Source organism: Pseudomonas sp. B21-054 (assembly GCF_026016345.1).
Classification (GTDB): Bacteria; Pseudomonadota; Gammaproteobacteria; order Pseudomonadales; family Pseudomonadaceae; genus Aquipseudomonas.
Genome location: NZ_CP087204.1, coordinates 4,045,490 through 4,070,377 on the forward strand (window position 1 = coordinate 4,045,490; position 24,888 = coordinate 4,070,377).

Annotated in this window: 22 protein-coding genes; 14 read left to right on the forward strand and 8 right to left on the reverse strand. The window is 58.7% G+C overall.

The features are described from left to right. Positions 1 to 56 precede the first annotated feature (56 nt). The 4 genes from LOY70_RS17625 (at position 57) to LOY70_RS17640 (ending at position 4,628) form a co-directional block, all read left to right on the forward strand. Positions 57 to 1,910, forward strand: a complete 1,854-nt coding sequence (locus LOY70_RS17625) for an ABC transporter ATP-binding protein (RefSeq protein ID WP_265028669.1) — start codon at positions 57 to 59, stop codon at positions 1,908 to 1,910. Positions 1,911 to 2,018: 108 nt separating this feature from the next. Further along, the gene (gene gcvA, locus LOY70_RS17630; protein ID WP_265028670.1) at positions 2,019 to 2,924 is read left to right on the forward strand and encodes a transcriptional regulator GcvA; all 906 of its coding nucleotides are present in this window, start codon (positions 2,019 to 2,021) and stop codon (positions 2,922 to 2,924) included. A 77-nt stretch (positions 2,925 to 3,001) separates the two neighbouring features. Beyond that, positions 3,002 to 3,829 (forward strand): DMT family transporter, encoded by an 828-nt coding sequence (locus LOY70_RS17635; protein WP_265028671.1) that lies wholly within the window; start codon positions 3,002 to 3,004, stop codon positions 3,827 to 3,829. A gap of 37 nt (positions 3,830 to 3,866) precedes the next feature. Then, positions 3,867 to 4,628 carry an SDR family oxidoreductase gene (locus LOY70_RS17640; RefSeq protein ID WP_265028672.1) on the forward strand — a complete coding sequence of 254 codons (762 nt, stop codon included), beginning with the start codon at positions 3,867 to 3,869 and terminating at the stop codon, positions 4,626 to 4,628. A 119-nt stretch (positions 4,629 to 4,747) separates the two neighbouring features. Here LOY70_RS17640 and LOY70_RS17645 read toward each other — a convergent pair whose 3' ends face one another. Genes LOY70_RS17645 through LOY70_RS17660 form a run of 4 tightly spaced genes read right to left on the reverse strand, consistent with a single transcriptional unit; the run spans position 4,748 to position 8,246 of the window. After that, positions 4,748 to 6,037: an NAD(P)/FAD-dependent oxidoreductase gene (locus LOY70_RS17645; RefSeq protein WP_265028673.1), complete on the reverse strand. Its 1,290-nt coding sequence runs from the start codon at positions 6,035 to 6,037 to the stop codon at positions 4,748 to 4,750. Then, the gene (locus tag LOY70_RS17650; RefSeq protein WP_265028674.1) at positions 6,034 to 6,780 is read right to left on the reverse strand and encodes an amino acid ABC transporter ATP-binding protein; all 747 of its coding nucleotides are present in this window, start codon (positions 6,778 to 6,780) and stop codon (positions 6,034 to 6,036) included. Before LOY70_RS17650 ends, LOY70_RS17645 begins: the two co-directional genes overlap by 4 nt. Next, complete coding sequence (locus LOY70_RS17655; RefSeq protein WP_123413572.1) at positions 6,777 to 7,433, reverse strand: amino acid ABC transporter permease; 657 nt, start codon at positions 7,431 to 7,433, stop codon at positions 6,777 to 6,779. Before LOY70_RS17655 ends, LOY70_RS17650 begins: the two co-directional genes overlap by 4 nt. 60 nt (positions 7,434 to 7,493) lie before the next feature. After that, entirely contained in the window at positions 7,494 to 8,246 is a 753-nt protein-coding gene (locus LOY70_RS17660) for an ABC transporter substrate-binding protein (protein WP_123413571.1), read from the reverse strand. Positions 8,247 to 8,411: 165 nt separating this feature from the next. On the opposite strand from LOY70_RS17660, the gene LOY70_RS17665 reads away from it, so the two are divergent. Further along, entirely contained in the window at positions 8,412 to 9,188 is a 777-nt protein-coding gene (locus tag LOY70_RS17665) for an IclR family transcriptional regulator (RefSeq protein WP_123413570.1), read from the forward strand. A 47-nt stretch (positions 9,189 to 9,235) separates the two neighbouring features. On the opposite strand, the gene LOY70_RS17670 is transcribed toward LOY70_RS17665, so the two are convergent. After that, entirely contained in the window at positions 9,236 to 10,120 is an 885-nt protein-coding gene (locus tag LOY70_RS17670; protein WP_123413697.1) for a LysR family transcriptional regulator, read from the reverse strand. A gap of 151 nt (positions 10,121 to 10,271) precedes the next feature. On the opposite strand from LOY70_RS17670, the gene LOY70_RS17675 reads away from it, so the two are divergent. Then, on the forward strand, positions 10,272 to 11,480 hold the full coding sequence (locus LOY70_RS17675) for an MFS transporter (protein WP_265028675.1): 1,209 nt from the start codon (positions 10,272 to 10,274) through the stop codon (positions 11,478 to 11,480). A gap of 81 nt (positions 11,481 to 11,561) precedes the next feature. Here the strand turns inward: LOY70_RS17675 and LOY70_RS17680 are convergent, their stop codons facing one another. Continuing rightward, entirely contained in the window at positions 11,562 to 12,932 is a 1,371-nt protein-coding gene (locus LOY70_RS17680; protein WP_265028676.1) for a PLP-dependent aminotransferase family protein, read from the reverse strand. 137 nt (positions 12,933 to 13,069) lie between these two features. Between LOY70_RS17680 and LOY70_RS17685 the strand changes: the two genes are divergently transcribed. The 4 genes from LOY70_RS17685 (at position 13,070) to LOY70_RS17700 (ending at position 17,449) form a co-directional block, all read left to right on the forward strand. Further along, on the forward strand, positions 13,070 to 14,359 hold the full coding sequence (locus LOY70_RS17685; RefSeq protein WP_265028677.1) for a hydroxymethylglutaryl-CoA reductase, degradative: 1,290 nt from the start codon (positions 13,070 to 13,072) through the stop codon (positions 14,357 to 14,359). A 169-nt stretch (positions 14,360 to 14,528) separates the two neighbouring features. Then, on the forward strand, positions 14,529 to 15,005 hold the full coding sequence (locus tag LOY70_RS17690) for a hypothetical protein (protein WP_265028678.1): 477 nt from the start codon (positions 14,529 to 14,531) through the stop codon (positions 15,003 to 15,005). Then, positions 15,002 to 16,390: a tripartite tricarboxylate transporter permease gene (locus tag LOY70_RS17695; RefSeq protein ID WP_265028679.1), complete on the forward strand. Its 1,389-nt coding sequence runs from the start codon at positions 15,002 to 15,004 to the stop codon at positions 16,388 to 16,390. The genes LOY70_RS17690 and LOY70_RS17695 overlap by 4 nt, the downstream gene beginning before the upstream one ends. Before the next feature lie 36 nt (positions 16,391 to 16,426). Further along, positions 16,427 to 17,449, forward strand: coding sequence for an SMP-30/gluconolactonase/LRE family protein (locus LOY70_RS17700; RefSeq protein ID WP_265028680.1), 1,023 nt, complete (start codon positions 16,427 to 16,429; stop codon positions 17,447 to 17,449). Between the two features lie 76 nt (positions 17,450 to 17,525). On the opposite strand, the gene LOY70_RS17705 is transcribed toward LOY70_RS17700, so the two are convergent. After that, positions 17,526 to 18,467: an aromatic alcohol reductase gene (locus tag LOY70_RS17705; protein ID WP_265028681.1), complete on the reverse strand. Its 942-nt coding sequence runs from the start codon at positions 18,465 to 18,467 to the stop codon at positions 17,526 to 17,528. A 96-nt stretch (positions 18,468 to 18,563) separates the two neighbouring features. Here LOY70_RS17705 and LOY70_RS17710 point away from each other — a divergent pair, with 96 nt between their 5' ends. The 4 genes from LOY70_RS17710 (at position 18,564) to LOY70_RS17730 (ending at position 22,877) form a co-directional block, all read left to right on the forward strand. Continuing rightward, positions 18,564 to 19,022 carry a winged helix-turn-helix transcriptional regulator gene (locus LOY70_RS17710; RefSeq protein ID WP_265028682.1) on the forward strand — a complete coding sequence of 153 codons (459 nt, stop codon included), beginning with the start codon at positions 18,564 to 18,566 and terminating at the stop codon, positions 19,020 to 19,022. A gap of 216 nt (positions 19,023 to 19,238) precedes the next feature. Next, positions 19,239 to 20,921: a GGDEF domain-containing protein gene (locus LOY70_RS17715; protein ID WP_265028683.1), complete on the forward strand. Its 1,683-nt coding sequence runs from the start codon at positions 19,239 to 19,241 to the stop codon at positions 20,919 to 20,921. Between the two features lie 533 nt (positions 20,922 to 21,454). After that, positions 21,455 to 22,225: an alpha/beta fold hydrolase gene (locus tag LOY70_RS17725; protein WP_265028684.1), complete on the forward strand. Its 771-nt coding sequence runs from the start codon at positions 21,455 to 21,457 to the stop codon at positions 22,223 to 22,225. A gap of 259 nt (positions 22,226 to 22,484) precedes the next feature. Further along, a complete protein-coding gene (locus LOY70_RS17730; protein ID WP_265028685.1) occupies positions 22,485 to 22,877 on the forward strand; it encodes an ester cyclase in 393 nt (130 codons plus the stop codon). Between the two features lie 420 nt (positions 22,878 to 23,297). Here LOY70_RS17730 and LOY70_RS17735 read toward each other — a convergent pair whose 3' ends face one another. Next, positions 23,298 to 24,884: a GMC family oxidoreductase gene (locus tag LOY70_RS17735; protein ID WP_265028686.1), complete on the reverse strand. Its 1,587-nt coding sequence runs from the start codon at positions 24,882 to 24,884 to the stop codon at positions 23,298 to 23,300. Positions 24,885 to 24,888 lie beyond the last annotated feature (4 nt).

Consider the following 24,888-nt stretch of genomic DNA (forward strand, 5'->3'; position numbering starts at 1 on the left):
TCAAAGCAGCCATTAAATGGCAGAATCCTCCAATCATGAATCTTTTGGAGGCCACAATGCTTCGTGTGTTTGAACGAAGGCTCGACCCTTTCCCACCCGATGAAGCACCACCGCCCCCTGTCGGCCTGGTACGGTTCCTGTGGGCCTGCACCCGAGGTGCCCGTGGCTACATGCTCCTATTCGCGCTGCTCAGTGCCAGTGTGTCGATTTATGAGGCCTGGTTGTTTTCCTTCCTCGGGCAAGTCGTGGACCTGCTCTCGACCTGGAAAACGGGTGGCGATGCGCAGGGGCAGGAAAGTCGAGTGCTGTGGGGCATTGGCATCGTGTTGGTCGCCAGCATCGGGCTGGTGGCGCTGCGCACGATGGTGCAGCACCAGGTATTGGCGATCAATCTGCCGCTGCGCCTGCGCTGGGACTTCCATCGCCTCATGCTGCGGCAAAGCCTTTCATTTTTTTCCGACGAGTTCTCCGGCCGGGTGACGACCAAGGTGATGCAAACAGCGCTCGCCGTGCGCGAAGTCCTGTTCACCCTCATCGAAATAGCACCCGGGATCGGGGTGTACTTCATCGCAATCATCGCACTGGCCGGCGGCTTCGCCCTGAAATTGATGCTGCCGTTCCTTGCCTGGATCGCATTGTTCGGCCTGGCCATGCTGTACTTCGTGCCACGCCTGGGGCAAGTCGGACAGGAACAGGCCCACGCGCGGTCGTCGATGACCGGACGCATCTCGGACGCCTACACCAACATCACCACCGTGAAGCTGTTCTCGCACTCCAAACGCGAGGCGCATTTCGCGCGCGCGGCCATGGAGGATTTCAAGCTCACCGGCTTTCGCCAGATGCGCCTGGTCAGCCAGTTCGAAATCGTCAACCAGGCCCTGGTGGTCGCGCTGATCCTTGGCGCCGGCGGCTATGCCCTGTGGCTGTGGCACCAAGGCGAAGTCGGCACGGGGGCCGTGGCGGCGATTACCGCCATGGCGTTGCGTATCAATGGCATGTCGCACTGGATCATGTGGCAGATGACCGCGCTGTTCGAAAGCATCGGCACCGTGCAGGATGGCATGGCGACGTTGACCCTTGGCCCCAAAGTGGTGGATGCGCCAGGTGCCGGCGTGCTGGTGCCCACTGGCGGTGCGGTGACCTTCGACAATGTCAGCTTCAACTACAACGGTGAACGCCAGGTGCTCGATGGCCTGAGCCTGGATATCCGCCCGGGCGAAAAGATCGGCCTGGTGGGCCGTTCCGGTGCCGGCAAGTCCACGCTGATCAACCTGCTGCTGCGCTTCTACGATGTGGACAGCGGTGAGATTCGTATCGACGGTCAAAACATCGCCCAAGTGACGCAGGACAGCCTGCGCAGCGCCATCGGCATGGTCACTCAGGACACCTCCCTGCTGCACCGTTCCATACGCGACAACATTGCCTACGGCCGTCCGGATGCGACCGACGAGCAGATCCGCAGGGCCGCGGCCAACGCCCAGGCCGATGGCTTCATCAGTCAACTGAGCGACCGACAAGGTCATAACGGCTATGACACCTTGGTAGGCGAGCGCGGCATCAAGCTCTCGGGCGGCCAGCGTCAACGCATTGCCATCGCCCGGGTGATGCTCAAGAACGCCCCTATCCTGTTGCTTGACGAGGCCACCAGTGCCCTGGATTCGGAGGTCGAAGTCGCCATCCAGGAAAGCCTCGATGAAATGATGGAAGGCAAGACCGTCATCGCCATTGCCCACCGACTGTCAACGATCGCAGCCATGGACCGGCTGATTGTCATGGATGAGGGACGCATCATCGAACAAGGGACCCACGCCGAGCTGCTGGCAAGAAACGGCACCTACGCGCGGCTGTGGCACCATCAGAGCGGTGGGTTTCTGGGTGAGGATCGGGGGGTGGTCGAGGCGGTGGAGTAACCGCGCAAGTGCTCGTCGACCAGCACATTCGACGCCTGCCCGAGATGCTCTATCATGAGCCTGTGTTCATGACACACATTTCTGACGACTCGCCGGGACACCCTATCCATGAGAGACCTGCCGCCGACCGCCACATTGCGTGCCTTCGAAGTCGCCACCCGGCACACGACCTTTACCTCTGCTGCCCAAGAGCTGCACGTTACGCAAAGCGCAGTCAGTCACCAGCTCAAGCATCTCGAGGCGCTTTGGGGATTGCAATTGTTCGAGCGTGGCAAGTCCTTAAGCCTCACGGCTGCCGGAGCCACGCTGGCGCCCATCGTGAGAGAGTTCTTCATGAGCCTGGAGGCGACCCTGGGCGATCTGCGCGAGCAAAAAGGCAGGGTCCGACTCGAAGTCAGCACTACGTATTCCTTCGCCCTGAAGTGGCTGCTGCCACGCTTGCCGAGTCTCTCGCGCCTGCATCCGGAGCTGTTGGTCTCATTGGACACCACGGACAAGATCATCCATTTCTCCAACGCCCAAGCCGATGTCGCGATCCGGCTCGGCAAGGGCATTTACCCGGGCCTGCACTCAGAGTTTCTGTTCGGCGAGCAGGTGTTTCCGGTGGCAAGTCCCGATCTTCTGCAGCGCTTCGGAACACCGCGCAGCCCTGCCGAATTGTTGCATTACCCGCTGCTGACCCGAGATGGCGCCGAGCTGGTGCCGAAATGGGAGGTCTGGTTTCAAAAGGTCGGGCTGGAGTTTTTGCCGCTCAAGGAAAGCGTCAGGTTTGGGGATACCAACATGACCGTCGAGGCCGCGCTGCTCGGCCAGGGCGTCGCCTTGGTGCGCAGCGGGCACGTTGAAAGCGAAATCAGCGACGGCCATCTGGTGCGGCTGTTCGATGTGCCGTTCCCCTCACCGCTGGCCTACTATTTCGTCTGTCCAAGGGGCACCGAATCGCAGCCGCACATCGTCAACTTTCGCCAGTGGCTGATAGGTGAAGCGCTGAAAGTCCAACGAGCTTATGGGTAATGTGCATGAGGTTTAACTCATGATGCAATGAGGAGACTTCGCTGTAGTCCGGGCAGCTGGGCTGCTTAAAATGGCGCATGCCTATCCATATCACCTTGCTGGTTCTTTTCGCCGCGCTCCTGCATGCCAGCTGGAATGCACTGCTGCGTGGCGGCGCCGATCGACTGTGGTCAATGACGATCATGTGCATCGCGGTTGCCATCGCCAGTGCCATCGCCGCGGCGTTCATGGTGCCGCCAGCGGCTGACAGTTGGGGCTATGCGGTGCTTTCGGCGTTGCTGCATGTCGGCTACAACCTGTTTCTGGTGCGCAGTTACCGGGTCGGCGACCTGGGGCAGACCTATCCGATTGCGCGTGGGTCGTCACCGGTGTTGATCACCCTGGGCGCCGCCATCTTTGCCGGAGAAAGCATCGTCCCCGGCGCGTTACTCGGTATTGCGCTGGTGTCGGGCGGAATTATTTCGCTGGCCTTCAGGGGGCGCCAGTTGTCGGTTCCCAGCCTGCCCTATGCCTTGGGAACGGGCTGCTTCATCGCTGCCTACAGCGTCACCGACGGCATTGGCACCCGGCTTTCCGGCGCGCCGCTCGCCTACACGGTGTGGATGTGCGCCTTGTGGGGCGTGCTGATGCCTGCGGTGTACATCGGCCTGCGCGACGCCCGCAGTTTATTCTCCGTCCGGCCCGGAACATTGACCGCCTTGTTCGGCGGGCTGGTCTCTTTGCTGGCCTATGGAATCGTCATCTACGCCATGAACGAAGCGCCCTTGGGCGCGGTATCGGCATTGCGCGAAACCAGCGTGCTGTTTGCGGCGTTGATTGGCTACGTGTTCCTCGGCGAGACACTCACCGCTCGCCGGCTCCTGGCGTGCGCAGTGATCGCCAGCGGCACCCTCATCATCGGCTGACACAACTCATTTCCCACCGTTGCAGGAGGTACTCTCGATGGAAAACGTCTCGCAGGCACCGCTGATTCTGATAACCGGTGGCAGTCGCGGAGTGGGTGCCGCCACTGCGCGCCTGGCCGCCGAACAAGGCTATGACGTCGCGATCAGCTACGTTGCCAACGAGCCGGCGGCGCTGGCTGTGGTGGCGGATGTGGAGGCCTTGGGACGCCGGGCCTTGGCCATCCGGGCCGACAGCGCGGACCCCGGGCAGGTCGCGGATTTGTTCACGGCCATCGATCGCTCGTTCGGGCGCGTCGACGTATTGGTCAATAACGCTGGGGTACTGGCGCTGCAATCACGCCTCGAGGACCTCGGCTTCGAGCGCATGCAGCGCATCTTCGCGGTCAACGCCATTGGCCCGATGCTCTGCGCACAGCAGGCGGTGAAGCGCATGTCTAACCGGCACAACGGTCCGGGCGGAGTGGTGATCAACATTTCTTCGGCATCCGCGCGCCTGGGCAGCCCCAATGAATATGTCGACTACGCGGCATCAAAGGGAGCCCTGGAGACCTTCACCATCGGCTTGGCCAAAGAGGTGGCCCGGGAAGGGATACGCGTCAACTGTATTCGCCCCGGCCACATCTACACCGAAATGCACGCCAGCGGCGGCGAGCCCGGGCGGGTCGATCGCGTCAAGGACTCGATCCCCATGGGCCGCGGTGGCCAGCCAGAGGAAGTGGCGCTGGCCATTCTGTGGCTGGCCAGCGCGCAGGCGTCGTTCGTGACCGGTACGTTCCTCGATGTCACCGGTGGTAAGTGAGTGGGTGGCAGGATCTGTTTGCGCAATCTCACTATTCCCGGTGGGTCCCCCGTACCGTTGATCAACAATCTTTACCTCCCCATCACACGGTACGCGCCCGCAGCTTCGTCAATACGCCTTCAAAACAAGGCATCCAACACCCGGTAATAGCTAATCCCGGCAGCAAGATAAAGCCGCTGCAACGCATGGAATGGAATCCGGCGCAGCGGCATGACCGGGAACGGGAAGTCCTGCGTCGCCCCCGACAGCTTCGTTGCCAAATGTTTGCCTAACGCCGTGGACAGGGCAATACCACGACCGTTGTAGCCAAGCAGGACTGACAGTCCTGGCGCGGGATCATGCACATGTGGAAGAAAGCTTTGCGTCAGGGCGACCCGACCACTCCAACGGTACTCGACAGGGACATCCGCCACTTGCGGAAACAGTGCACCCAGCGAACGCTCCAGGTGCGCCCAGTCACGCTGCCGGGAAGGCTCCGAGAAGGGCCCCCGGCCGCCCAGGAGCAAGCGGCCCTGGGCATCTTGCTTGAAATAGAGCAGCAAACGTCGCGAGTCTGAACAGACCTCGCCACCGGGCAGAATGGTCTTGCGTATCGCCGGTGGGAGCGGACGGGTCGCGATGATGAAGCTGTTGGCCGCGACGACGGTTTGGCGCAATCCGGGCCACAGGTCGTCGGTATAGCCATCGGTGGCCAGTAACACCCGCTGCGCGTCGACCTTGAATCCTTGCGCAGTGGACAACGTCCAGCCTGATCGCTGCCGCTGCAGCCCCGTGACACGACTGTGGCCGTGGATCATTGCGCCCTGCCCCATTGCGGCCTTCGCCAGGCCACGGGCATAACTCAATGGGTGCAGGCTACCGGCTCGCGGATCAACCCACCCCCCAAGATAATGCTCGGTACCGATACGTTGGCTGACCGCCGTCCGGTCAAGCAGCTCCACTTTGACGCCCCGGCGTTGCCATTGCGCGGCGCGCTGTTCGATGGTCTTCATCGCAGCGGCTGAACAGGCTGGTTGAATCCAGCCTTTTTGGGTGGCATCACACTCAATCCCGTATTGGCGAATCACCGAAAACACTTCGTCAGCGGCTGAGCCGGCCGCCTCGATCATCGCTTCGGCACGGGCCGGACCGAACTTGGCATGCAATTGATCCGGGTCGAACTTCAGCCCAGGAATCACCTGCCCGCCGTTGCGCCCCGAAGCGCCCCAGCCTGGCTCCCCGGTATCCAGCACACAGACGCTGACACCCGCTTCGGCCAAGCGCAACGCCGTCACCAAACCGGTATAGCCAGCCCCCACGATAGCCACATCCACTTGCTTGTCTTCGGCCAACGCCGGCGTTTCCACCGCCGGTGTCGCAGTCGCGGCCCAGAGCGAGGCCGGCAGTTGAGGCGCGAAAGGTGCATTCATGCCTGCACCTCCCCGCTGTGGTTGAGCAGTCGGCGAAGAAAGTCCTGTGTGCGAGGGTGCGTTGGAGTAGTCAGCACCTCCCCGGCCGGCCCTGACTCGACGATCGTGCCGCTGTGAAGAAAACAGACCTTGTCGGCGACATCCCGTGCGAAGGCCATTTCGTGCGTCACTACGATCATGGTCATGCCCTCATCAGCCAGATTGCGCATCACCGCCAACACTTCGCCGACCAGCTCCGGATCGAGCGCCGAGGTCGGTTCGTCGAAGAGAATCGCCTGCGGATTCATCGCCAACGCCCGGGCAATGGCGACACGTTGCTGCTGGCCACCGGACAGTTCGTCCGGGTAGGCATTCATCCGATGGGACAAGCCAACCTTCTCCATCAACGCCTCGGCATGCTTGCGAGCTGCCTGAGGGTTCTCCTTCTTCACGTAGATCGGCCCTTCCATGACATTTTCCAGGGCCGTGCGGTGTGGAAACAGATTGAAGCGCTGAAAGACCATCGCCACCCGACTGCGAATGTCGTGGATGCTCCTGGCATTGCGGTCGACACGTTCGCCGCTGACCAGGACATCGCCCTGGTCGTAACTTTCCAGGCCGTTGATACAGCGCAGCAGCGTGGACTTCCCCGACCCCGAAGGGCCGATCAGGCACACCACTTCACCACTCTTGACCTGCAAGTCGATGCCTTCCAGGACCGCCACGCTGCCGTAACTCTTGTGAACGCCCTTGATCTCGATCATGAGGTTCTCCGGGTGCTGAAGCGTGCTTCCAGACGACGCAGCGCAAAGGACAGTGGCAGGCTCATCGCAAGGTAGAGCAATGCCACCAGGGTATAGACCGTCATGTTCTCGAAGGTCGAAGAGGCGATCAGTTGCCCTGCGCGAGTCATCTCGGCCACGGTGATGGTGGAGACCAACGAGGAGTCCTTGAGCATCATGACCAGTGTATTGCCATATGGCGGCAAGGCGATGCGGAACGCCTGGGGCAGCACCACTCGCCGCATCACCATCGCACCGCGCATCCCCAAGGATTCCGCTGCCTCGATCTGTCCTTGCTGAATCGCCTGGATACCGGCCCGAAAGTTCTCTGCCTGATACGCCGAGTAAGCGATCCCCAGGCCAATGACACCGGCCTGCATCGCAGTCAGCTGGATGCCGAATTCCGGCAGGACGAAATAGATATAGAACAACTGCACAATGATCGGCAAACCACGAATGATGTTCACCACGCTGATGGCGAACAAGGCGATGGCGCGTATTTTCGAGACCATCATCAGGGCGAAGAGCAGCCCGATCAACGAGCTGAGTACAAACGACCCCGCCGTCACTTGAAGAGTGACCACCGCCCCCTTGAGCAAGATAGGGAGGAAGTCCAAAGCATTCTGGAGAATCATAAAGCTACCCACGGGACAATGAGTGGACCCGCCCGCCGACGCGAGCGGGCGGCGAGGCCCTTAATTGAGTTTCCACTTCTCGATGATCCGCTCGAGCGAACCATCAGCCTTGATCGCAGCAATGCCTTTGTTGACCTGCTCCAGTGTTGCGCTGTCACCCTTGCGCACGATCAGGCAAACATCTCCCATCACCACTGGCTGGTAACTCTGTACCAGGTGCACCTTGTTTTGCGTGCCCTGGGCCAATTGGTAGGCGACGATCGGGCGATCGGCGAAGCCTGCCTTGATACGGCCAAGCGCCAGGTCACGCATCAGATCGGGGATCGAATCATAGCCACGGACTTCCTTGAAGACGCCACGCTTGTTCAGCTCATCGATGAACACGGTGCCGACCTGGGCGCCGACCACCTCGCCGGCAAAATCCTCCATGCGGGTGTATGCGGTCTGGTCGTCGGCCTTGACGATCAGACCCTCGCCATAGCTGAAGACCGGATCGGAATACTGCACCACCTTTTCCCGCGCCGGCGTTCGGAGCATCGCGGCAGAAATCACGTCGATCTTGTTGGACGTCAGTGACGGGATCAGCGAAGCGAAGGTGGTCTGCTGGATCTCCACCTCGAAGCCGCCGGCCTTGGCCACCGCCTGTGCGGCATCGACCATCATGCCCTGGATACTCTGGCTCTTGACGTCGAGAAAGGTGAAAGGAATGCCCGTTGCGGTTGCGCCAACCTTGTAGAGGGGCTCGGCATTGGCTGAAGCGATGCCGGTAGCCAGAGCAACAACGAACGTGAGTGCACGAAAGCGAGTAAGCATGGCGTATCTCCCATTGGACGCTTTTATTGTCTTAAGTCCGGTAAGGGTTGCCCCAGATGAATGGCAGGAGGCTCAAAATGACTGTAAAGCGATTTACAAAAATCGTAAAGAGATTTATAAGTATCGAATATCGATATCTAAGCGGCAAAAACAAAAGGATTTCACATGAGCGACAACCCTCATCCCCTGTTCAATCAGTCATTGGAAAAAGGCCTGGCAGTGCTGCGCGCATTCAACGCTTCCCGGCGCACGATGAATCTGGCGGATATCGCGCAAGCTGCAGAGATCAATAAAAGCTCCGCGCAACGGATGATCCACACCCTGGAAGAGCTTGGTTATGTGCGTAAACATCCACAGACCAAACGCTTTCAGCTAACCCCGAAGGTCATGGAGATCGGCTACAACTACCTGGCCGCCGACACGCTGGTTGACGTGGCCAATCCGTTCCTTGCCGAGCTGGCGCAGGCTACCGGGGAAACGACCAACCTGACCGAACCCGACGGACTGGACATGGTTTACGTTGCACGCTTCGTGGCGCCGAAATTCATCCCTATTCACATGCCCATCGGCAGCCGGATACCGATGTACTGCACCGGTTCCGGACGGGCCTTCCTGAGTGCCCAGCAAGACGACGAACTCGTTGCCGCACTGCAAGCCAGCGAGCGCAAACGACATACCCAGTACACCCTGACCGCCATCGAGGACATCATCGAGCAGATCGAGACCACGCGGCGCAGGGGCTACGCTACAAACAAGGAAGAGCTGTTCCTTGGCGACATGTCCATTGCTGCGCCGATCATTGGCAGCCAGGGCCTGCCGGTCGCAGCCGTGCACGTGGTCGTGCCCACCAGTCGCTGGAGCATGGAGGAAGCCGAGCGCAAGCTGGCGCCCGCGGTTATTGAATGTGCACGGGCGATTCGCTCGTCAATACGGACCCTTTAGCATCTGGTCCGAGGAATGTGTACGCACCAAAATCGCCAGTAGCAGGCTCAACGCTTGAACAGCTCAGCGTTCATGAAATCAATGAACACCCGCAGCTTCGGCGCCAGATGCTTGCTGGAAGGCCAAAGCATCCGGAAGGTGCTCTGGTGCTGATTGAAATCGTCCAGGACGGTGACCAGCTCACCGGCAGCGAGCGCCTCGCGCACGGTGAAATCCGGTACACAGGCAATCCCCAATGCATCCCGCACCACATGAAGCAGAGCCTCGGTGGTGTTACAGAGCAGGGTCGCCGGAAGATTGAGCTCAGCCTCGCCCTCTTGCCTGACCGGCCAGACCTGCAGCCGGCCGGTGCTGGGGAATTTATAGAGCAGGCAGGCATGCTGCAGCAGATCAGTCGGCACCTGCGGCGTACCGTGTTCGGCGAAGTACCGGGGTGAACCCACCACCACCAGCTTGAACGGGCCCAATGGACGGGACATCAGCCGCGAGTCATTCGGCTCACCGGTGCGAATCACCACATCGAAACCTTCCTCGATGATGTCCACTAACCGATCGGAAAAATCCAGATCCAGTTCAATGCTCGGGTAGCGACGCATGAAGGCGATCAGCGTCGGCATGACCAAATCCGCCACCAGCGGCACACTCACCCGCAGCTTGCCCCGTGGCGCTTTCCGGGTTTCGGACAACTCTAACTCCGCTGCTTCCACTTCGCTGAGAATGCGCCGACAACGCTCGAGAAAAAGCGCGCCCTCTGCCGTCAGCGTGATGCTCCGCGTGCTGCGATGAAACAGCCGTACGCCCAGGCGTTCCTCCAGGCGGGCGACGCTTTTGCCCACCGCCGAGGACGAAATCCCCAGCGCTCGTCCGGCCTCCGAAAAGCTGCGGGTTTCAGCGGCCCGGACAAAAAAATCAATCCCGCTTAGCGATTCCATACCCATCCCATTACGGACATTTATTCCTATGTGTTTCGCACTCTAGCATTCTTGTCTCATCCCGGGTGGGCCCCTACCGTAGTCGACACGTACCGACCCTGCTGCTGACGACACCGTAGGGTGCGTCAACTGCGCCACCAAAAGGTGAACCATGACGATTGCCAATACCCACATCAAGCTCCCCCCAGACGTTACGCAAGCCCCTGCGCCATTGCCTCTCGGATCACTGTTTGCCCTGGCATTGGCGGCATTCATTACGATCCTGACCGAAGCATTGCCAGCCGGCCTGCTTACCCAGATCAGCCAAGGGCTGGCCGTTTCCGAGGCGCTCGCAGGCCAGTGGGTGACGGTCTATGCCATCGGCTCGTTACTGGCGGCCATTCCACTGACAGCAGCCACCCAAGGCATGCGGCGACGCTCGCTTCTGTTGTTCGCGATCGCCGGCTTTGCCGTTGCCAATACGGTCACGGCGCTTTCAACCAGCTACGGCTTGACGATCATTGCCCGGATGTTGGGCGGTGTTGCAGCCGGGCTGCTCTGGGCATTGTTGGCAGGCTATGCCGCCCGCCTGGTGCCAGAGAGCCAAAAAGGCCGAGCCATCGCGATTGCCATGGTCGGTGCGCCACTGGCGTTATCCCTGGGTGTGCCTGCCGGGACCCTGCTCGGCAACCTGATCGGTTGGCGGATGAGCTTCGCGATCATGAGCCTGTTTGCGCTAGCCTTGATGGTCTGGGTGCGCCTGAAAGTGCCTGACTTCCCAGGGCAAGCCGCGAACAAACGCTTTGGCCTGGGCCACGTTGTCAGGCTCCCGGGCGTTCGGCCGGTCCTGCTCGCAGTGCTTTCGTTCGTGCTGGCACACAACATTCTCTTCACCTACATCGCCCCATTCTTAGGCGCCGCCGGACTGGCCGATCGCACCGAGCAGGTCCTATTGGTTTTCGGCGTCACGTCGCTACTGGGCATCTGGATCGTCGGCGTACTGATCGACCGGCATCTCCGGCCATTGACGCTTGCCGGCACGACCTTGTTCGCCATTGCGGCGCTGCTGCTGTGGGTGATGAACGACAGCCTGGCTGCGGTCTATCTCGCGGTGGGTGCCTGGGGGATCGCTTTCGGCGGCGCGGGAACGTTGTTCCAGACTGCACTGGCCAAGACGGCGGGAGATGCGGCGGATGTCGCCCAGTCCATGTTGGTCACCGCCTGGAACCTGGCTATTGCGGGCGGCGGGATCATTGGCGGCGTGCTGCTGGAACACCTGGGTGTCGCCGCGTTTGCCCCTGCCCTCATCGCGCTCCTGGTGATCACGCTGGCGGTGGTGTGGTTCGCCAGGCGCCATGGTTTTCCTGGATCCGCCAGGTAAAAAAGCGCATCGAGATCACCGGGCCAGGATCTCCTCAAGAAATTCGATGAACACACAAATGCGGCTGAAGCCCCGGTAATCTCAATCGTCCAATACGGCCTTGAGCAATGGATCATTCAGATACGCGACATTCAATCTCGTCCATGGATTCATACGCGACTGTTCCGGAGAAAAAATGTGCCCAGGGGCAATCATGAAACCCTTCGGAAGCAGTCGACGGGTGAGCTCCCTTGCATCGTCAACGTGAGGAAACCTGGCCCATAAATAGAGGCTTTGCTCCGGCCTGACGAAGACTTCGGCGCCAATGTCATCCAGCATCTGCAAACCTGTCGTGGTGGCAATTTTTAGCCGCTCTTGTAAGCGGATCAGATGGCGCAGGAAATGCCCCTCCGTCAGGATGACGTCGACGGTTCGCTCACAAAGCTCCGAAGTGCTGGTATGCAGCAGCATTTTCAGGTCGCCCAGTTCATCTATGACGTCTTTACTGCCTGCGATAAACCCAACCCTCAATGCCGCAGACACCGATTTTGAAAAGCTTCCCACGTACAGCGAGCGTCGCAACTGATCCAGCGCCGACACCTTGATTGCCGATGCCGGTTTAAAATCTGCCAAAGCGTCGTCGTCCACCAGGATGAAGTTGTGCTCTTGCGCTAACTGAACCAACCGATGGGCTTTGCCGGGTGAAATATCGGAGCCCGTCGGATTGTGCCCGACAGACTGCATGAAAAATAATTTTGGCTTATGTACAAGCAGATGCTGCTCCAGCACGTCCATGTCCGGCCCATCGGGCAATCTGGGTACGGATAGCATCCGGGCGCCTTGTAATTGCAGCTTGCCAAATAGCGGGTAATAGCCCGGATTCTCAACAAAAACGCAGTCCCCGGGCGCTATGAACCGACGGATTATCAGGTCCAGTGCGTGATTGGCTCCATGGGTGGTCACAATCTGGCGAGGGCTTGCGGTAATTGAGTAGGTCGCCAGTTTTTGCACCAGATGTTGCCGAAGCGCTGCGTTCCCCAACCGATTGCCGTAGCGGAAAAGCGTCGTTACACCGATACGCATGACCTGGCGGGTGAACTTGTCCAATCGCAAATCCATCAGCCACTCTACGGGTGGAAACCCCTCACCGAGTGGCGAGTGACCGGGCTCACGGACAAACTGCTGGCGCATGAGCCAGATGGTGTCCATCGCCCGGGTGAACGGTAGCGGCTCTTCCGGTTCGTGACTGCTCGGGGCTCCCTGCTTGACGAAGAAGCCCTGGCCATGGCGCGCTTCGACAAGTCCTTGGGAGGCCAGCGATTCATAAGCGTTGATCACCGTGTTTTTCGAATGGCCAAACAGTCGCATGCACTCGCGCAGGGAGGGCAAGCGGTCACCCACCCGGTAAGTGCCATTGCCGATTTGCTCGACTAATGAGGCCGTCAGTTGCTGGGCAAGTGTCAGCCGCGCCATCGTATAGAACCCTGGACGAATGAGTTACAGAGGGTACAGCTTAGGTACTGTCTGTCCAAACTGTACCTTTTTTACTTGGACACATGTGAATAGGGTGACAGCCATTCAATAACAATAACTGCGCCAGGACCCTTCCCATGAGTATCGACTCCCGCCTCCCCATGTTCCGCAGCCTGTCGCCCGCCGAACGCCTGGGCCATTTGCAAGCGCTGCTTGAGCTTCCAGAAGCGGACGTTGCCCTTCTACGCGATGCCGGCGCCCTCCCCTTGGAGATTGCCGACGGCATGATCGAGAACGTGATCGGCAAATTCGAATTGCCCTACGCCGTCGCGAGCAACTTCCAAATCAATGGTCGTGACGTAATCGTGCCGTTGGTGGTTGAAGAGCCGTCGGTGGTCGCGGCGGCTTCGTTCATGGCCAAGCTGGCACGCGATGCCGGTGGTTTCCAGACATCCAGTTCCTTGCCGCTGATGCGAGCCCAAGTGCAGATTGTCGAGATCGAAGACCCCTTCAATGCACGCCTGAGCCTTTTGCGTCGCAAAGACGAAATCATCGAACTCGCCAACCGCAAGGATCAACTGCTCAACACGTTGGGCGGCGGCTGCCGCGACATTGAAGTGCACACCTTTGCCCAGAGCCCCCGCGGGCCGATGCTGGTGGCCCACCTCATCGTGGATGTGCGCGATGCCATGGGCGCCAACACCGTGAACACCATGGCTGAAGCGGTTGCCCCGCTGATGGAAGACATTACCGGAGGCAAGGTACGACTGCGCATTCTGTCCAACCTGGCGGACCTGCGTCTTGCCAGGGCTCAGATCCGCATTGCCCCCGAACTGCTCACGACCGCAGCCTACAAAGGCGCAGACGTCATTGAAGGGATCCTCGATGCATACAACTTTGCTGTCATCGACCCCTATCGTGCAGCCACTCACAACAAAGGCATCATGAATGGCATCGACCCGCTTATCGTCGCCACGGGCAACGACTGGCGCGCGGTGGAGGCCGGCGCACACGCCTATGCCTGCCGCAATGGCCATTACGGTTCGCTGACCACGTGGGAAAAAGATGGCAAAGGTCATCTGGTGGGCACCCTGGAAATGCCCATGCCTGTCGGCCTGGTCGGCGGCGCCACGAAGACTCACCCGCTGGCACAACTGTCGCTCCGCATCCTGGGTGTGAAGACGGCGCAAGAACTCGCCGAAATCGCAGTGGCAGTGGGCCTGGCTCAAAACCTGGGCGCACTGCGTGCATTGTCGACGGAAGGAATACAACGCGGACACATGGCTTTGCATGCGCGCAACATTGCGCTGTCCGCCGGTGCCAAAGGCGAAGAGGTCAAGTGGCTGGTCAAGCAGATGGTTGAGGCGGGTGATGTGCGTTCAGACAAAGCGGCTGAACTGCTCAAGCAAAAGCGCGCGCAGGAATGATCATGGCCGACGCTCACGTCCGGGTTCATCAATGCCGAACCCGGGTGGGAAACAGCATCCCGAGTGTTCCATGCCCTCCTCGCGAAACGTGATCTTGTAGAAACGAACTAAAGCGCATCTCTTCACGTTCATAACAATAAAAGCCCGCAGGGGCAGTGGGAGAATCCTAATGAAATCCGAACTGTTTGAAGTATGGGGCGACACGGTAGACGGTCGCCACTTGATCTATTCCATTGGCATCGGCGCCATCGTCAGCCTCGGCACGTTCTCCCTGGCGCAATACCTGTTTGTTGGCTGGGTGGACTCTCTGCAGATGGCCCGTGCATACGCAATGCTGGTGGGTATCGTCGGCTGCCTCGCAGGAGGCGCCATCAGTGCATCGATGTTCAAACCCAAGCGTCATGTCGTAGAGCATCTGGCAGATCCGGCGTGGCGTTCAGCAATCCTGATCGAGTTGGAGAATGAATACGGCCCGCTCGGCAATCTGACTGACCTGCCGCCAGCCACAATAGCGGAACTGCGTGAAATGGATCTTTATGACCTGTTCGCAGATTACGAGAAAGGTCTGAACACGTGCACGAAAAGCTTCGATGCCCCTCCCATCGCCGCGGTCAGCGCGGGAAGCATCGAGGGTGACCGGTCATGATCGCTCCCCTGCTGGATCAGATCCTGATTGCGTTGGGCATGGGTATCCTGGGGGCGGTGATTTTTGCCGGGATCGGGCTCATTTCGGGTAGCGATGAAACCACGACGCTCGCCCCACTGACGTTGCTGGTCGTTCTGCTGGGCGTTCCTGCCGCGGGTGTGCTGACATTCTTCCTGGCGGGCGCCGTGGCCAAACATATGACCCACGCCGTACCGACGGCTCTACTGGGTATTCCGGGCGACACCATGGCAACGCCGCTCATGCGCGAAGCCAACTATTTGCGCAATCTGGGCGTCCCCCACATCGCACTGCGCAAGATGATTTCGGGCGCGGTCATTGCTGCGTTGATTGCTGTTCCGATGGCGGTACTGTTCGCCGTGATGCTCGCGCCGTTCGGTGACATGATCAAGCGTGCCGCACCCTGGGTATTCCTGTGCGCAGCGGTCGCTATCGCATGGTTTTCCAAAGGTCGCATGGCGGCGGTGCTGACGCTGATCCCTTTCGTCATGGTGATCGTGGCCCTGCAAAGCGTCACCGGCCAGTATGGGGTCAAGCTCAGTGTCAGCTACTTCCTCGGCATTGCCATCGGCCCATTGATCGCCGCCCTGTTCTCCATGCTCGCGCCGGCCGAGCGAGAAACAATGCGACGCCAGGAGGTGCGCACTTTCTCCTTGTCTCCCGACGTAAAAAGCGGGGGCGGATTTTTCCCTAATCCACTCAAGGTATTGGACAGCAGGCAAAGCCTGTGGACGGCCATCACTGCGGTAATCTCCAGCGCCACTTTTGTGTTCAGCCCGGTTGCCATGACCGTCATCATGGGCGAAGTCGTCGGCTCGAGGGTCAAGCACGTTTACCATCGGTTGACCACAGTCATCACCGCTCGAAACGGGGTGACCGAATCAACTTATCTCGCCGAAGCGTTAATCCCGCTGATCGCGTTTGGCCTGCCACTGAGCCCTGTCGCCGCAGGCCCGGCGGCGCCGCTCTTCAATGCTCCCCCACGCTTTAGCGTCGACAACGCAACGGGTCAGGTGCACAACCTGCACTCATTGCTCAGCACATGGGAGTTTCTGGGCTACGGCATGTTGGCAGTGGTCATTGCCATTCTGATTGCTTATCCCTTCACCATGAGCTACGCACACAGAGCCGCCTCCTATGTGTCGCGCAACATCAGCCACGAAGCCGTGATCTCGACATTCGTTGGCCTGATCCTGGTAATTGGCATCTGGGAAGGTGGCCTCCTGGGCTTGTTGGTCATCATCACCATCGGCCTGCTCGGCGGATTTCTCTCACGCTTTCTGGGCTTCAACATTGGCGTCCAATTCATGGGCTATTACACCGCCGTGCTCACGGTTCCGGCCCTCGTCGCGCTGGCACACCCATGATCTCCAGCAAGCACGACAACAACCCAGGTAATCATCATGCCTAAGAATATCCCCGCATCCCTGCTGTTGGTGTTGAGCGCGACTGCATTCATGGCACACGCCGGTGAATCAATTCCAACCCTCGCTTATCCCGCAGGCGACAAACAGCTGTATGCCATTCCGGCGCCAGAAAAAGACCTTCCGACGGTTACTGCACAGCGCTGGATCAAAGTCTCGGACGAAGGCATGCAACTGGAAGGCCCTTCGTTCGACCGAGAGGGTAATTTGCTATTCGTGGAGGTGTTCGGTGGCCAGGTACTCAAGGCCGACCCACAAGGAAAGCTCAGTGTTGTCGTGCAGAAAAACACGTTGGGTTCAGCAGGATTGGCCATACATAAAGATGGACGCCTGTTTGTAGCTGGTCTTGGAAACTTCAAGAACACAGGTAACCTGACGGTCTACCAATCGGATGGCTCGGGGAAGAAAGAGCTCATTGCGGGTAATAAAAACTACCTGGTCGATGATCTGGTGTTCGACAGCACCGGGGGCTTTTACTTCACCGACTTCAAGGGCACGTCTACCGAGCCAACGGGCGGCGTTTATTATGTGCCCGCGGACGGGCAGTCAATCGTCCCGATCCTGCCCAAGCTGGCGATAGCCAACGGCATCGCCCTCGCCCCCGACGGAAAAACCTTGTGGGTGACGGAATTTGCCTCCGGCTTGCTTCATCGCATTGAACTCAAAGACGCTCGGACCATAGCGCCTTTTGGCGAGGCCGTGGTTTATCGATTCAACGGTCCCTCCCCCGATTCGATGCGCGTCGATCAGGACGGCAACTTGTACGTGGCCATGTACAGCCAGGGGCGTGTCCTGGTACTCAATCCAAGCGGCCTTCCCATCGGGCAGATCCTGATACCGGGACGTGAACACGGCCACTTTCTGCGTTCAACCAGCCTGGCGCTCAAGCCAGATACAAACGAGGTTTACCTTGTCGCCAGTGATGGCGATCTGGGCGAAGGCAGCGCTATTTTCAAAGCCCAAGGCTTTGCCAAGGCCTTGAAACTCTATTCCCATGACTGACCAGGAGGCGACGCTCAGCGCAGCTTCGCGTCCATGAAATCTCGACGCCAGAAGCTTGCCGGAGGGGCTTTTACGCTCACTTGTCGGCGAGGTTTTGCCTTGCCCACTGCTCGGCCGTGGTGACTTGAATCGACTGCCGCTCGTTGAAAGTGTCAGCTTTAGGCCACGCCACGCCTCTGCCTTGGGCAAAAACAGCGCGGTACTTCTTGATGGGGTGAGTGGGGTCTTTTTCCAATTCCTGGATCAGGTACGGAACAGTCCACACGTTACGTTTGAATGGACGTCCCAGCACCCGCTCAAGGATGCTCGCAACCTGCCCATATGTCACAGTGTCGCCAGAAAGGTAGACGATTTCATTGCGCAAGCGAGGTTCGAAGAAAACGATTTCCGCCGTCAGAGTACCGATGTCGTCGGGTGTCGTGAGCGTCACGCTGTTCTCCAGACTGCCCAGGGCGTTCACTGTGTCATTTTCGAAATCAATTACCTCAAATACAGGCTCGAAGAGAAAGCTGGTGAACATACCCGTCGAGATGATGACCCATTCAGTTTTATCTTGGGCGCGAAGCAACTCGCGCACATCGAGCTGAGCATCGAATAGATCCTGAGGACTGCCCCGCCCAATCACGTCGTAATCGACACCAAACTGCCATGGGAAGTAACGCTTCACGCCGGACCTGAGAGCGGCCGTAGCCAACTTCATCGGGGTTTCTCGACCCGCGACCATGCCTGCGCAGCCTATTACAGTATCGAAACGTGCGAAGACTTCAGCCAGCTGATCGATCGAATCGTTCACCAGGTCTGCCGCAACCGTCTGGATACCCAGACTACGGAGCTCCTCGATCTCCAGCTTTTTATCGGGCAACTGAGTGTTGATGGTCGAGTCCCGGAGCAGGACGCTGATTTGGGAACCCGGCGCACGCTTTGCCACTCGCGCAAGATTGCGCAAAACCGGGAGGCCAAGTTCTCCGGCGCCTAGAACGAGAATCGATTGGGGGGAAAACTGAGTCACTGCGGTCATCATTACTCCTCAAACCCGTTGCCTGTAAGATGAACAGATGCTGGCACGATTCGGCAGCGCTCATAAGAAGGCACACGCGTGATACCAGGGGGAGAAATGACCGATCAGGAAACGCTTAGCCATGCGCAATTTATCTGCCAGTCGCTTAGAGAAGATGATGATGGCGTCAGGCGCGAAGTCCTTGCTCACGCAGGTAGCCGCTGGTCGTTGGGCATCCTGCATGCCTTGGGTGTGTACGGCAGCATGCGCCATGCCGAGATAAAAAAGCAGCTGGCCGGTGTAACACAGCGGATGTTGACCAAAACGCTACGTTCCCTGGAGCGTGATGGTCTGCTGATTCGGCGAGCGTTCGATGAAATTCCGCCTCGTGTCGAGTATGAGCTGACTCCGCTGGGCATGGGGCTGTTGATCCGCATGTCCCCTATTTGGACTTGGGTCGTCGAAAACGTCGACGACTTCCGCAAGGCGCGTCGCACGTTCGACAGCCAGGATGGCCATAAACCTTCATGGCAAATTCCCACGCCGATTCCAGCCGATACAGAAGCGCCTGAGTAATCGCCAGCGTTGAACAGCGTTGGTCGTTAGGTCCGGGATCAGTTTAACCAGCATACCTCGCCTTACTGGCCAAAATGCGCAGATTCTGCCACCGCGTAAACCGCGCGACCTTTCAGCGGATAGGCAATCTTTTGACCGCCTAACGGTTTTAGCGTGATACACCTACGCCATTAACCTTACTTGCCGATAACGATGTGAATCCCATTGGAGCTGACGATGCCCCATCGCACCCCCAGACTTCTCCTCGCAGCAGCTACTGCCACATTGGTCATGTCCGTCACGGCCGCAGTAGGTCCGTTTACCCTGTTCTGGACGAACGAAACGCGTAACGACCGCAACGTGGTAGAAAAGCAGCTGGACGGTATTCGCAAGGTGCAAGGTTTGCTTGTAGACGCAGAAACAGGCGAACGTGGGTATGCATTAACGGGGATGGAGACATTTCTTCGCCCTTATTACGTCGCCACGTCGCAGCTTCCCGACGCGATCAAGCTGCTTCGTGAAAACTATCGAAACGATTCATCCGCTGAAATTGCCAAGGTGGAGGACTTCATCGAGAAGTCCGCACTGAAGCTGGACCACCTGGACATGGTGATCAAGCTGCGCAGCACCCAAGGTGCTGCTGCGACGGTGGCCGAAATCGCTACAGGTAGCGGCAAGCACCTCATGGACCAGGTCCGCGACCTGGGAGGCGAGCTGATTCAAGCAGAAGTCGAGGAAGTGGCTATTCTGGACAACCAGCTTAACGCCAACTTGCGTTGGGCTGTCGCCGTATCCATCGCAAGCTTCCTGCTTACGCTTGTGCTGGGCCGATTTATTTATGTATCCATGCGTCAGACCATAAAACGCCAAGCCGAATCGACGGCCAGTGCGCTTTCTTCAAGCACCCAACTCAGCAAAAGCCTGAAAAACCTTGAGCGGCGCAATACAGAAATAGGCTTGCTCGCAGAAATGGCTCGCCTGCTGCAGACTGAGATGAGCCAAGAGGAAACGCTCCAACTGGTCAGCACTTATTGCCAACAGTTGCTGGAGGGCAGTAGCGGCACGCTGTACCTGTACCGCAACTCGGCTGATGCCCTGCAACCCGCCGCAAGCTGGGGCCATGTCGAGGCTCAATCAGACGTCCTCATCGGCCCCAAAGACTGTTGGGCCATACGTCGAGGCCACCCCCATGTGGTTGAACACCGTCATGAGCTGCGCTGCGCCCACTACTCAGACAAATCAGAGTTCAACGATGGCGAGATTCACTGGTGCCTGCCGCTGATAGCCTACGGAGAAACACTGGGACTCTTGCATATCCAGCATGCTGGCGAAAATGGCGACAAGGAGATCAGCCGTCAGTTTGCGGAAGCTGCCGCCGAGCAAACGGCGCTCGCGCTGGCGAACGGTAGGATGCGCCAGGTCCTGCAAGTCCAGTCGATTAAAGATCCCCTGACGGGCCTGTATAACCGTCGCTTCATGGAGGAAACACTCAAGCGCGAACTCTCCAAAGCCACTCGAGACGCAGTGGACCTGAGCCTCATCATGCTCGACCTGGATAACTTCAAAAAACTGAATGACATCCATGGTCATTCTGCGGGCGACGCGGTGCTGCGAAGCACTGCATCCTTGATCATGAAGTCAATCAGAGCCACCGATGTCGCCTGCCGGTTTGGTGGAGAAGAACTGATCATCATATTGCCGGATTGCTCCATTGAAGACGCTCTCCTGCGAGCCGAATCCATCCGGGATTCGCTGGAAAGCATGAGCCCTACGGATGGAGTACAGACGTTCAGCGTTACCGCATCCTTTGGCGTGGCCTCGACGACGCGTAACGGGACCGATCAAACCATACTGATCCAAGCAGCGGACGCCGCACTGTACAAGGCCAAGCGCGGGGGGAAAAACCGCGTAGCCTCGTAGTCGGTCATAGAGAAGGGAGCACGTAAGCAGCCTCAGAACAACAGGCAGCCAAGGGACGGGGCCTCTCTCTCCGATCGCCGTCGCAACGTCTATATGCCCTTAGACAAAGCGCCCCTGACGCCCTCGCCTCGCACCCTCCCCAACTCATCCAGGTGCAACGTCAGCACCGAAACACCCGATGAAGTCACCGCAACGGTGTGTTCGAATGGCGCGCAAAGCGCTCCGTCCCGGGTCACGACCGTCCAACCATCAGCCTCGGTCCTGACATGACTCGTGCCTGACTGACCATGAGTCCGAGGGTGAATACCTTCCCTTTCGCTCGAGGTTCGATCAGAGCCCGCAGCTCACTACGAAAATATTTCATTAAAAAACAATCACTTATATAAACATCGAATTCATTCTTAAAAAATATCTTGCGCGCAAACATTTTAGGCGATAACTTTATCACAACTGGTTATCGCGCAAATAGTTACCGCGCAACACAGAAACCCAACCTGGCAATCGCCCTTTTCTTCTCTTACAGGTAGTTACTCATGAAAAAGATTCTTTCCGGCCTGGCCTTCGCCACCGCTTTCGCAGCCACCGGTTTTGCAAATGCTGCTGACGTCAAACCCACTGTGGTCTTGGTCCATGGCGCTTTCGCCGACTCGTCGAGCTGGAACGGCGTAGTCAAGATTCTGGAAAAAGACGGCTATCCGGTCATCGCGGCCGCGAACCCGCTGCGTGGCGTCAGCAGTGATGCACAATCGGTGGCAAGCATCGTCAAGAACATCAAGACACCCGTGGTTCTGGTCGGCCATTCCTATGGCGGTGCGGTGATCAGCGAAGCGGCGTACGGCAATCAGAACGTGAAGGGCCTGGTGTATGTGGCTGCTTTCACCCCGGAAGCAGGCGAGACCGCGGCAGAGCTGTCTGGACGATTCCCGGGCGGAACCCTGGCCTCGGCCTTGTCGGCCCCGGTCGAGCTGGCTGATGGCGGCAAGGATCTCTACATCCAGCAGGATAAATTCCACGACCAGTTCGCAGCCGATGTGCCTGAGGCTGAAGCTCGCCTGATGGCGGCCGGCCAACGCCCCATCACCGTCGCCGCGCTGAACGAAGCCGCCACGGATCCTGCCTGGAAAACCATTCCGTCCTGGTTCGTGTACGGCGACAAGGATAAGAACATTCCCCCGCAGGCCATGGCGTTCATGGCGGAGCGTGCGTATTCCAAGCAGACCGTCGTGGTTAAAGGCGCCTCCCATGTGGTGATGGTGTCCAACCCGAAAGTGGTGGCTAACCTGATCGAGAAAGCTGCGCAATAAATGCAATTGGCAACACGAGGCCCGCACATGCGGGCCTTTTGCCGTTGCCGGGGTCACATTGAGCTTTTCACCGGCCCTCATCGCCCGGCGAAAAAAGCCTCCAATGCGCAAGCCAACTCGACCGGCGCCTCTTCGGCGATGTGATGACCACTGTCTATACCGGCGCCAGTGACTTTCTGTTCAACCCACTGCCTTGATGAGACGTGACCATAGGGCCTAGGATCGCAAAGAACAGCCATGCAAAGGAGAATCAGCCCCAATGACCTCGAACCTCGCCGATCTTTATAGCGACTACATCGCCTGCCTCAACGCACAGGACTGGGAAAACCTGGGTCGTTTTGTGCACCCGGATGTAGTTCACAACGCGAGACCATTAGGGTTGCACGGCTATCGAAGCATGCTGGAAGCAGATTATCGGGCTATTCCCGACTTGCGCTTCGCCATTGAATTCCTGGTGATCGACTCACCTAAGTTGGCGGCTCGCCTGGCCTTCAATTGCACGCCGGTTGGGGAGTTCCTGGGCCTGGCGGTGAATGGGGCACGCATCTGCTTCGCCGAAAACGTCTTCTACGGGTTCGAGGACGGCAAAATCCGCGAGGTCTGGTCGGTCATCGACAAGGCAGCGATCGAAGCCCAGCTCCGAGCAGCGTAGCGGATGCCTCAAGGCTGCAGGTTATCCTCGGCCTACGCACCGCAAGACAAAAGGACGTTGCTCCACTCAGACGAGCCCGTTCCAACCATGGCATGCCGATTGCTCCCACCCCAAAAGAGGCACGGGTCCGCCTCTACTTGAGCAGAAACGACTCACAAGGGGTACATGCCATGCATAGCGTGTTTTATGCGACAGGCCAGCTAACCAGACTCCGCTTGAAGCCTTTTGATTCTAGGGCCAAGCCCATTGAAACGACGCCTTCACTTGGGCTCAAGGCAAAAATGTTCAGCGGGATTTTGCTGTTGGCGTTGAGTACTTGTTGCACATTGTGGTTGATCGGTAGCTCTTCATGAACCAAAAAGGCGCGGCTGTGCACTTGTCACCGTCGCGCCTTGATAAAGGGTCCTACTGAATATCGACCTATTGGCCGTTCCTGATCATGTCGGCCGCTTTTTCGCCAATCATGATGCACACCGAATTAGGGTTGCCTGAGATCAATGTGGGCATGATGGACGCATCCGCAACCCGCAGCCCTTCGATGCCGTGCACCTTGAGATCCGGAGCGACAACGGATTGTTCATCCACCCCCATGCGGCAGGTCCCGGAAGGATGCAGCGCCGCATGGGCTTCTTCGTGGCAGAATTTCTTCATCGCTTCTCGAGACTTCACAGCCTCATCCGGAACATGGCGCCTTGCAAGGTAAGGCTTGAAAGCGGCTTGGGACATGATCTCTTCACCCACCAGGCAACCATCAACCAGGCTCTCAATGTCATAAGGGTCAGAGAAGTAGTTGGGCACGATGCGTGGGGGCGCCAGCGGGTCCGCTGAAAACAGTTCGACGTACCCTCTGGACCTGGGACGGATCTGGCCCAGGTTCAAGGTGCAACCGTTGCCCCCGGGAACAGAATCCACCCCCTCCTCGATGCCCGCGCCGACGACCATGAAGTATTGAATGTCGGGATTGGTTGCCGCCTTGTCTGCCCACCAGAAAGCGCCGCCTTCAATCAAGTTGGAGGCCGCCGGGCCTTGCCTGAACAGGGCGTACTGCAAGCCCGCCATCATTTTCCAATGCCACTTTTTGTACTTGTCGTAGCTGTGGGGCCCCGTCAGCTCATAGACGAGCGACACTTCGATATGGTCCTGAAGGTTCTGACCTACGCCGGGCAGATCCTTGACGACCTTGATGCCGTGTTTGCCAAGCTGCGCGGCAGGACCGATACCTGACAACATCAATAATCGGGGCGAGTTGATGGCGCCGGCCGATAACACGATCTCTTTTTCGGCGTGCAGGGTGTGGCTCACGCCATTCTCGATGTATTCAACGCCAATGGCTTTGTTACCCTGGGTCAGAATCCGGATGACCCGACAACCGGTCTTCACCTGCAGGTTTTGGCGTGACTTGGCAGGGGCCAGGTAGGCCACTGCCGCACTGCTTCGAAAACCGTTTTTGGCGGTGATTTGATAAAGCCCGCAGCCCTCAGGTTTGCCGGAGTTGAAATCCTCGTTGTACGGCAGCCCGTATTGCTGGCAAGCACGCAGCCAGACTTTGGTCAGCGGGTGAATGTTGATGGGGTCGGACACCCCTAATGGTCCGCCGACGCCATGGACGTCGTTACAGAAGCGCTCGTTATCCTCGGCTTTTTTGAAGTACGGCAATACGTCTTCATAAGCCCACCCTGCGGCCCCCTGCTCGACCCAGCCGTCGTAATCGGCGGGGACGCCGCGTATATAAATCATCGCATTGACCGAACTCCCGCCCCCCAACACGCTGGCCTGGACCATGGTCGGTGTTTCGACGCGGCGTTGGTCTTCGGTGGGCTCCCACGCGTACCGCTTGAGCAGCGGACCTTGGGCGGTTTTGTAGTAGGCCCCGGGAATATGAATGTAGGGGTTGCGATCGCGTGGCCCTTCTTCGAAAAGAACCACAGACGCGCCGGCATCTTCGCTGAGTCTCGATGCCACCGTGCAGCCTGTCGAGCCACCGCCGATTACGATGAAATCCACCATGACG

Coding starts and splice junctions, on each gene's coding strand:
- LOY70_RS17625 (WP_265028669.1), top strand. CDS start 57: ATGCTTCGTGTGTTTGAACGAAGGCTCGACCCTTTCCCACCCGATGAA.
- gcvA (WP_265028670.1), top strand. CDS start 2,019: ATGAGAGACCTGCCGCCGACCGCCACATTGCGTGCCTTCGAAGTCGCC.
- LOY70_RS17635 (WP_265028671.1), top strand. CDS start 3,002: ATGCCTATCCATATCACCTTGCTGGTTCTTTTCGCCGCGCTCCTGCAT.
- LOY70_RS17640 (WP_265028672.1), top strand. CDS start 3,867: ATGGAAAACGTCTCGCAGGCACCGCTGATTCTGATAACCGGTGGCAGT.
- LOY70_RS17645 (WP_265028673.1), bottom strand. CDS start 6,037: ATGAATGCACCTTTCGCGCCTCAACTGCCGGCCTCGCTCTGGGCCGCG.
- LOY70_RS17650 (WP_265028674.1), bottom strand. CDS start 6,780: ATGATCGAGATCAAGGGCGTTCACAAGAGTTACGGCAGCGTGGCGGTC.
- LOY70_RS17655 (WP_123413572.1), bottom strand. CDS start 7,433: ATGATTCTCCAGAATGCTTTGGACTTCCTCCCTATCTTGCTCAAGGGG.
- LOY70_RS17660 (WP_123413571.1), bottom strand. CDS start 8,246: ATGCTTACTCGCTTTCGTGCACTCACGTTCGTTGTTGCTCTGGCTACC.
- LOY70_RS17665 (WP_123413570.1), top strand. CDS start 8,412: ATGAGCGACAACCCTCATCCCCTGTTCAATCAGTCATTGGAAAAAGGC.
- LOY70_RS17670 (WP_123413697.1), bottom strand. CDS start 10,120: ATGGAATCGCTAAGCGGGATTGATTTTTTTGTCCGGGCCGCTGAAACC.
- LOY70_RS17675 (WP_265028675.1), top strand. CDS start 10,272: ATGACGATTGCCAATACCCACATCAAGCTCCCCCCAGACGTTACGCAA.
- LOY70_RS17680 (WP_265028676.1), bottom strand. CDS start 12,932: ATGGCGCGGCTGACACTTGCCCAGCAACTGACGGCCTCATTAGTCGAG.
- LOY70_RS17685 (WP_265028677.1), top strand. CDS start 13,070: ATGAGTATCGACTCCCGCCTCCCCATGTTCCGCAGCCTGTCGCCCGCC.
- LOY70_RS17690 (WP_265028678.1), top strand. CDS start 14,529: ATGAAATCCGAACTGTTTGAAGTATGGGGCGACACGGTAGACGGTCGC.
- LOY70_RS17695 (WP_265028679.1), top strand. CDS start 15,002: ATGATCGCTCCCCTGCTGGATCAGATCCTGATTGCGTTGGGCATGGGT.
- LOY70_RS17700 (WP_265028680.1), top strand. CDS start 16,427: ATGCCTAAGAATATCCCCGCATCCCTGCTGTTGGTGTTGAGCGCGACT.
- LOY70_RS17705 (WP_265028681.1), bottom strand. CDS start 18,467: ATGACCGCAGTGACTCAGTTTTCCCCCCAATCGATTCTCGTTCTAGGC.
- LOY70_RS17710 (WP_265028682.1), top strand. CDS start 18,564: ATGACCGATCAGGAAACGCTTAGCCATGCGCAATTTATCTGCCAGTCG.
- LOY70_RS17715 (WP_265028683.1), top strand. CDS start 19,239: ATGCCCCATCGCACCCCCAGACTTCTCCTCGCAGCAGCTACTGCCACA.
- LOY70_RS17725 (WP_265028684.1), top strand. CDS start 21,455: ATGAAAAAGATTCTTTCCGGCCTGGCCTTCGCCACCGCTTTCGCAGCC.
- LOY70_RS17730 (WP_265028685.1), top strand. CDS start 22,485: ATGACCTCGAACCTCGCCGATCTTTATAGCGACTACATCGCCTGCCTC.
- LOY70_RS17735 (WP_265028686.1), bottom strand. CDS start 24,884: ATGGTGGATTTCATCGTAATCGGCGGTGGCTCGACAGGCTGCACGGTG.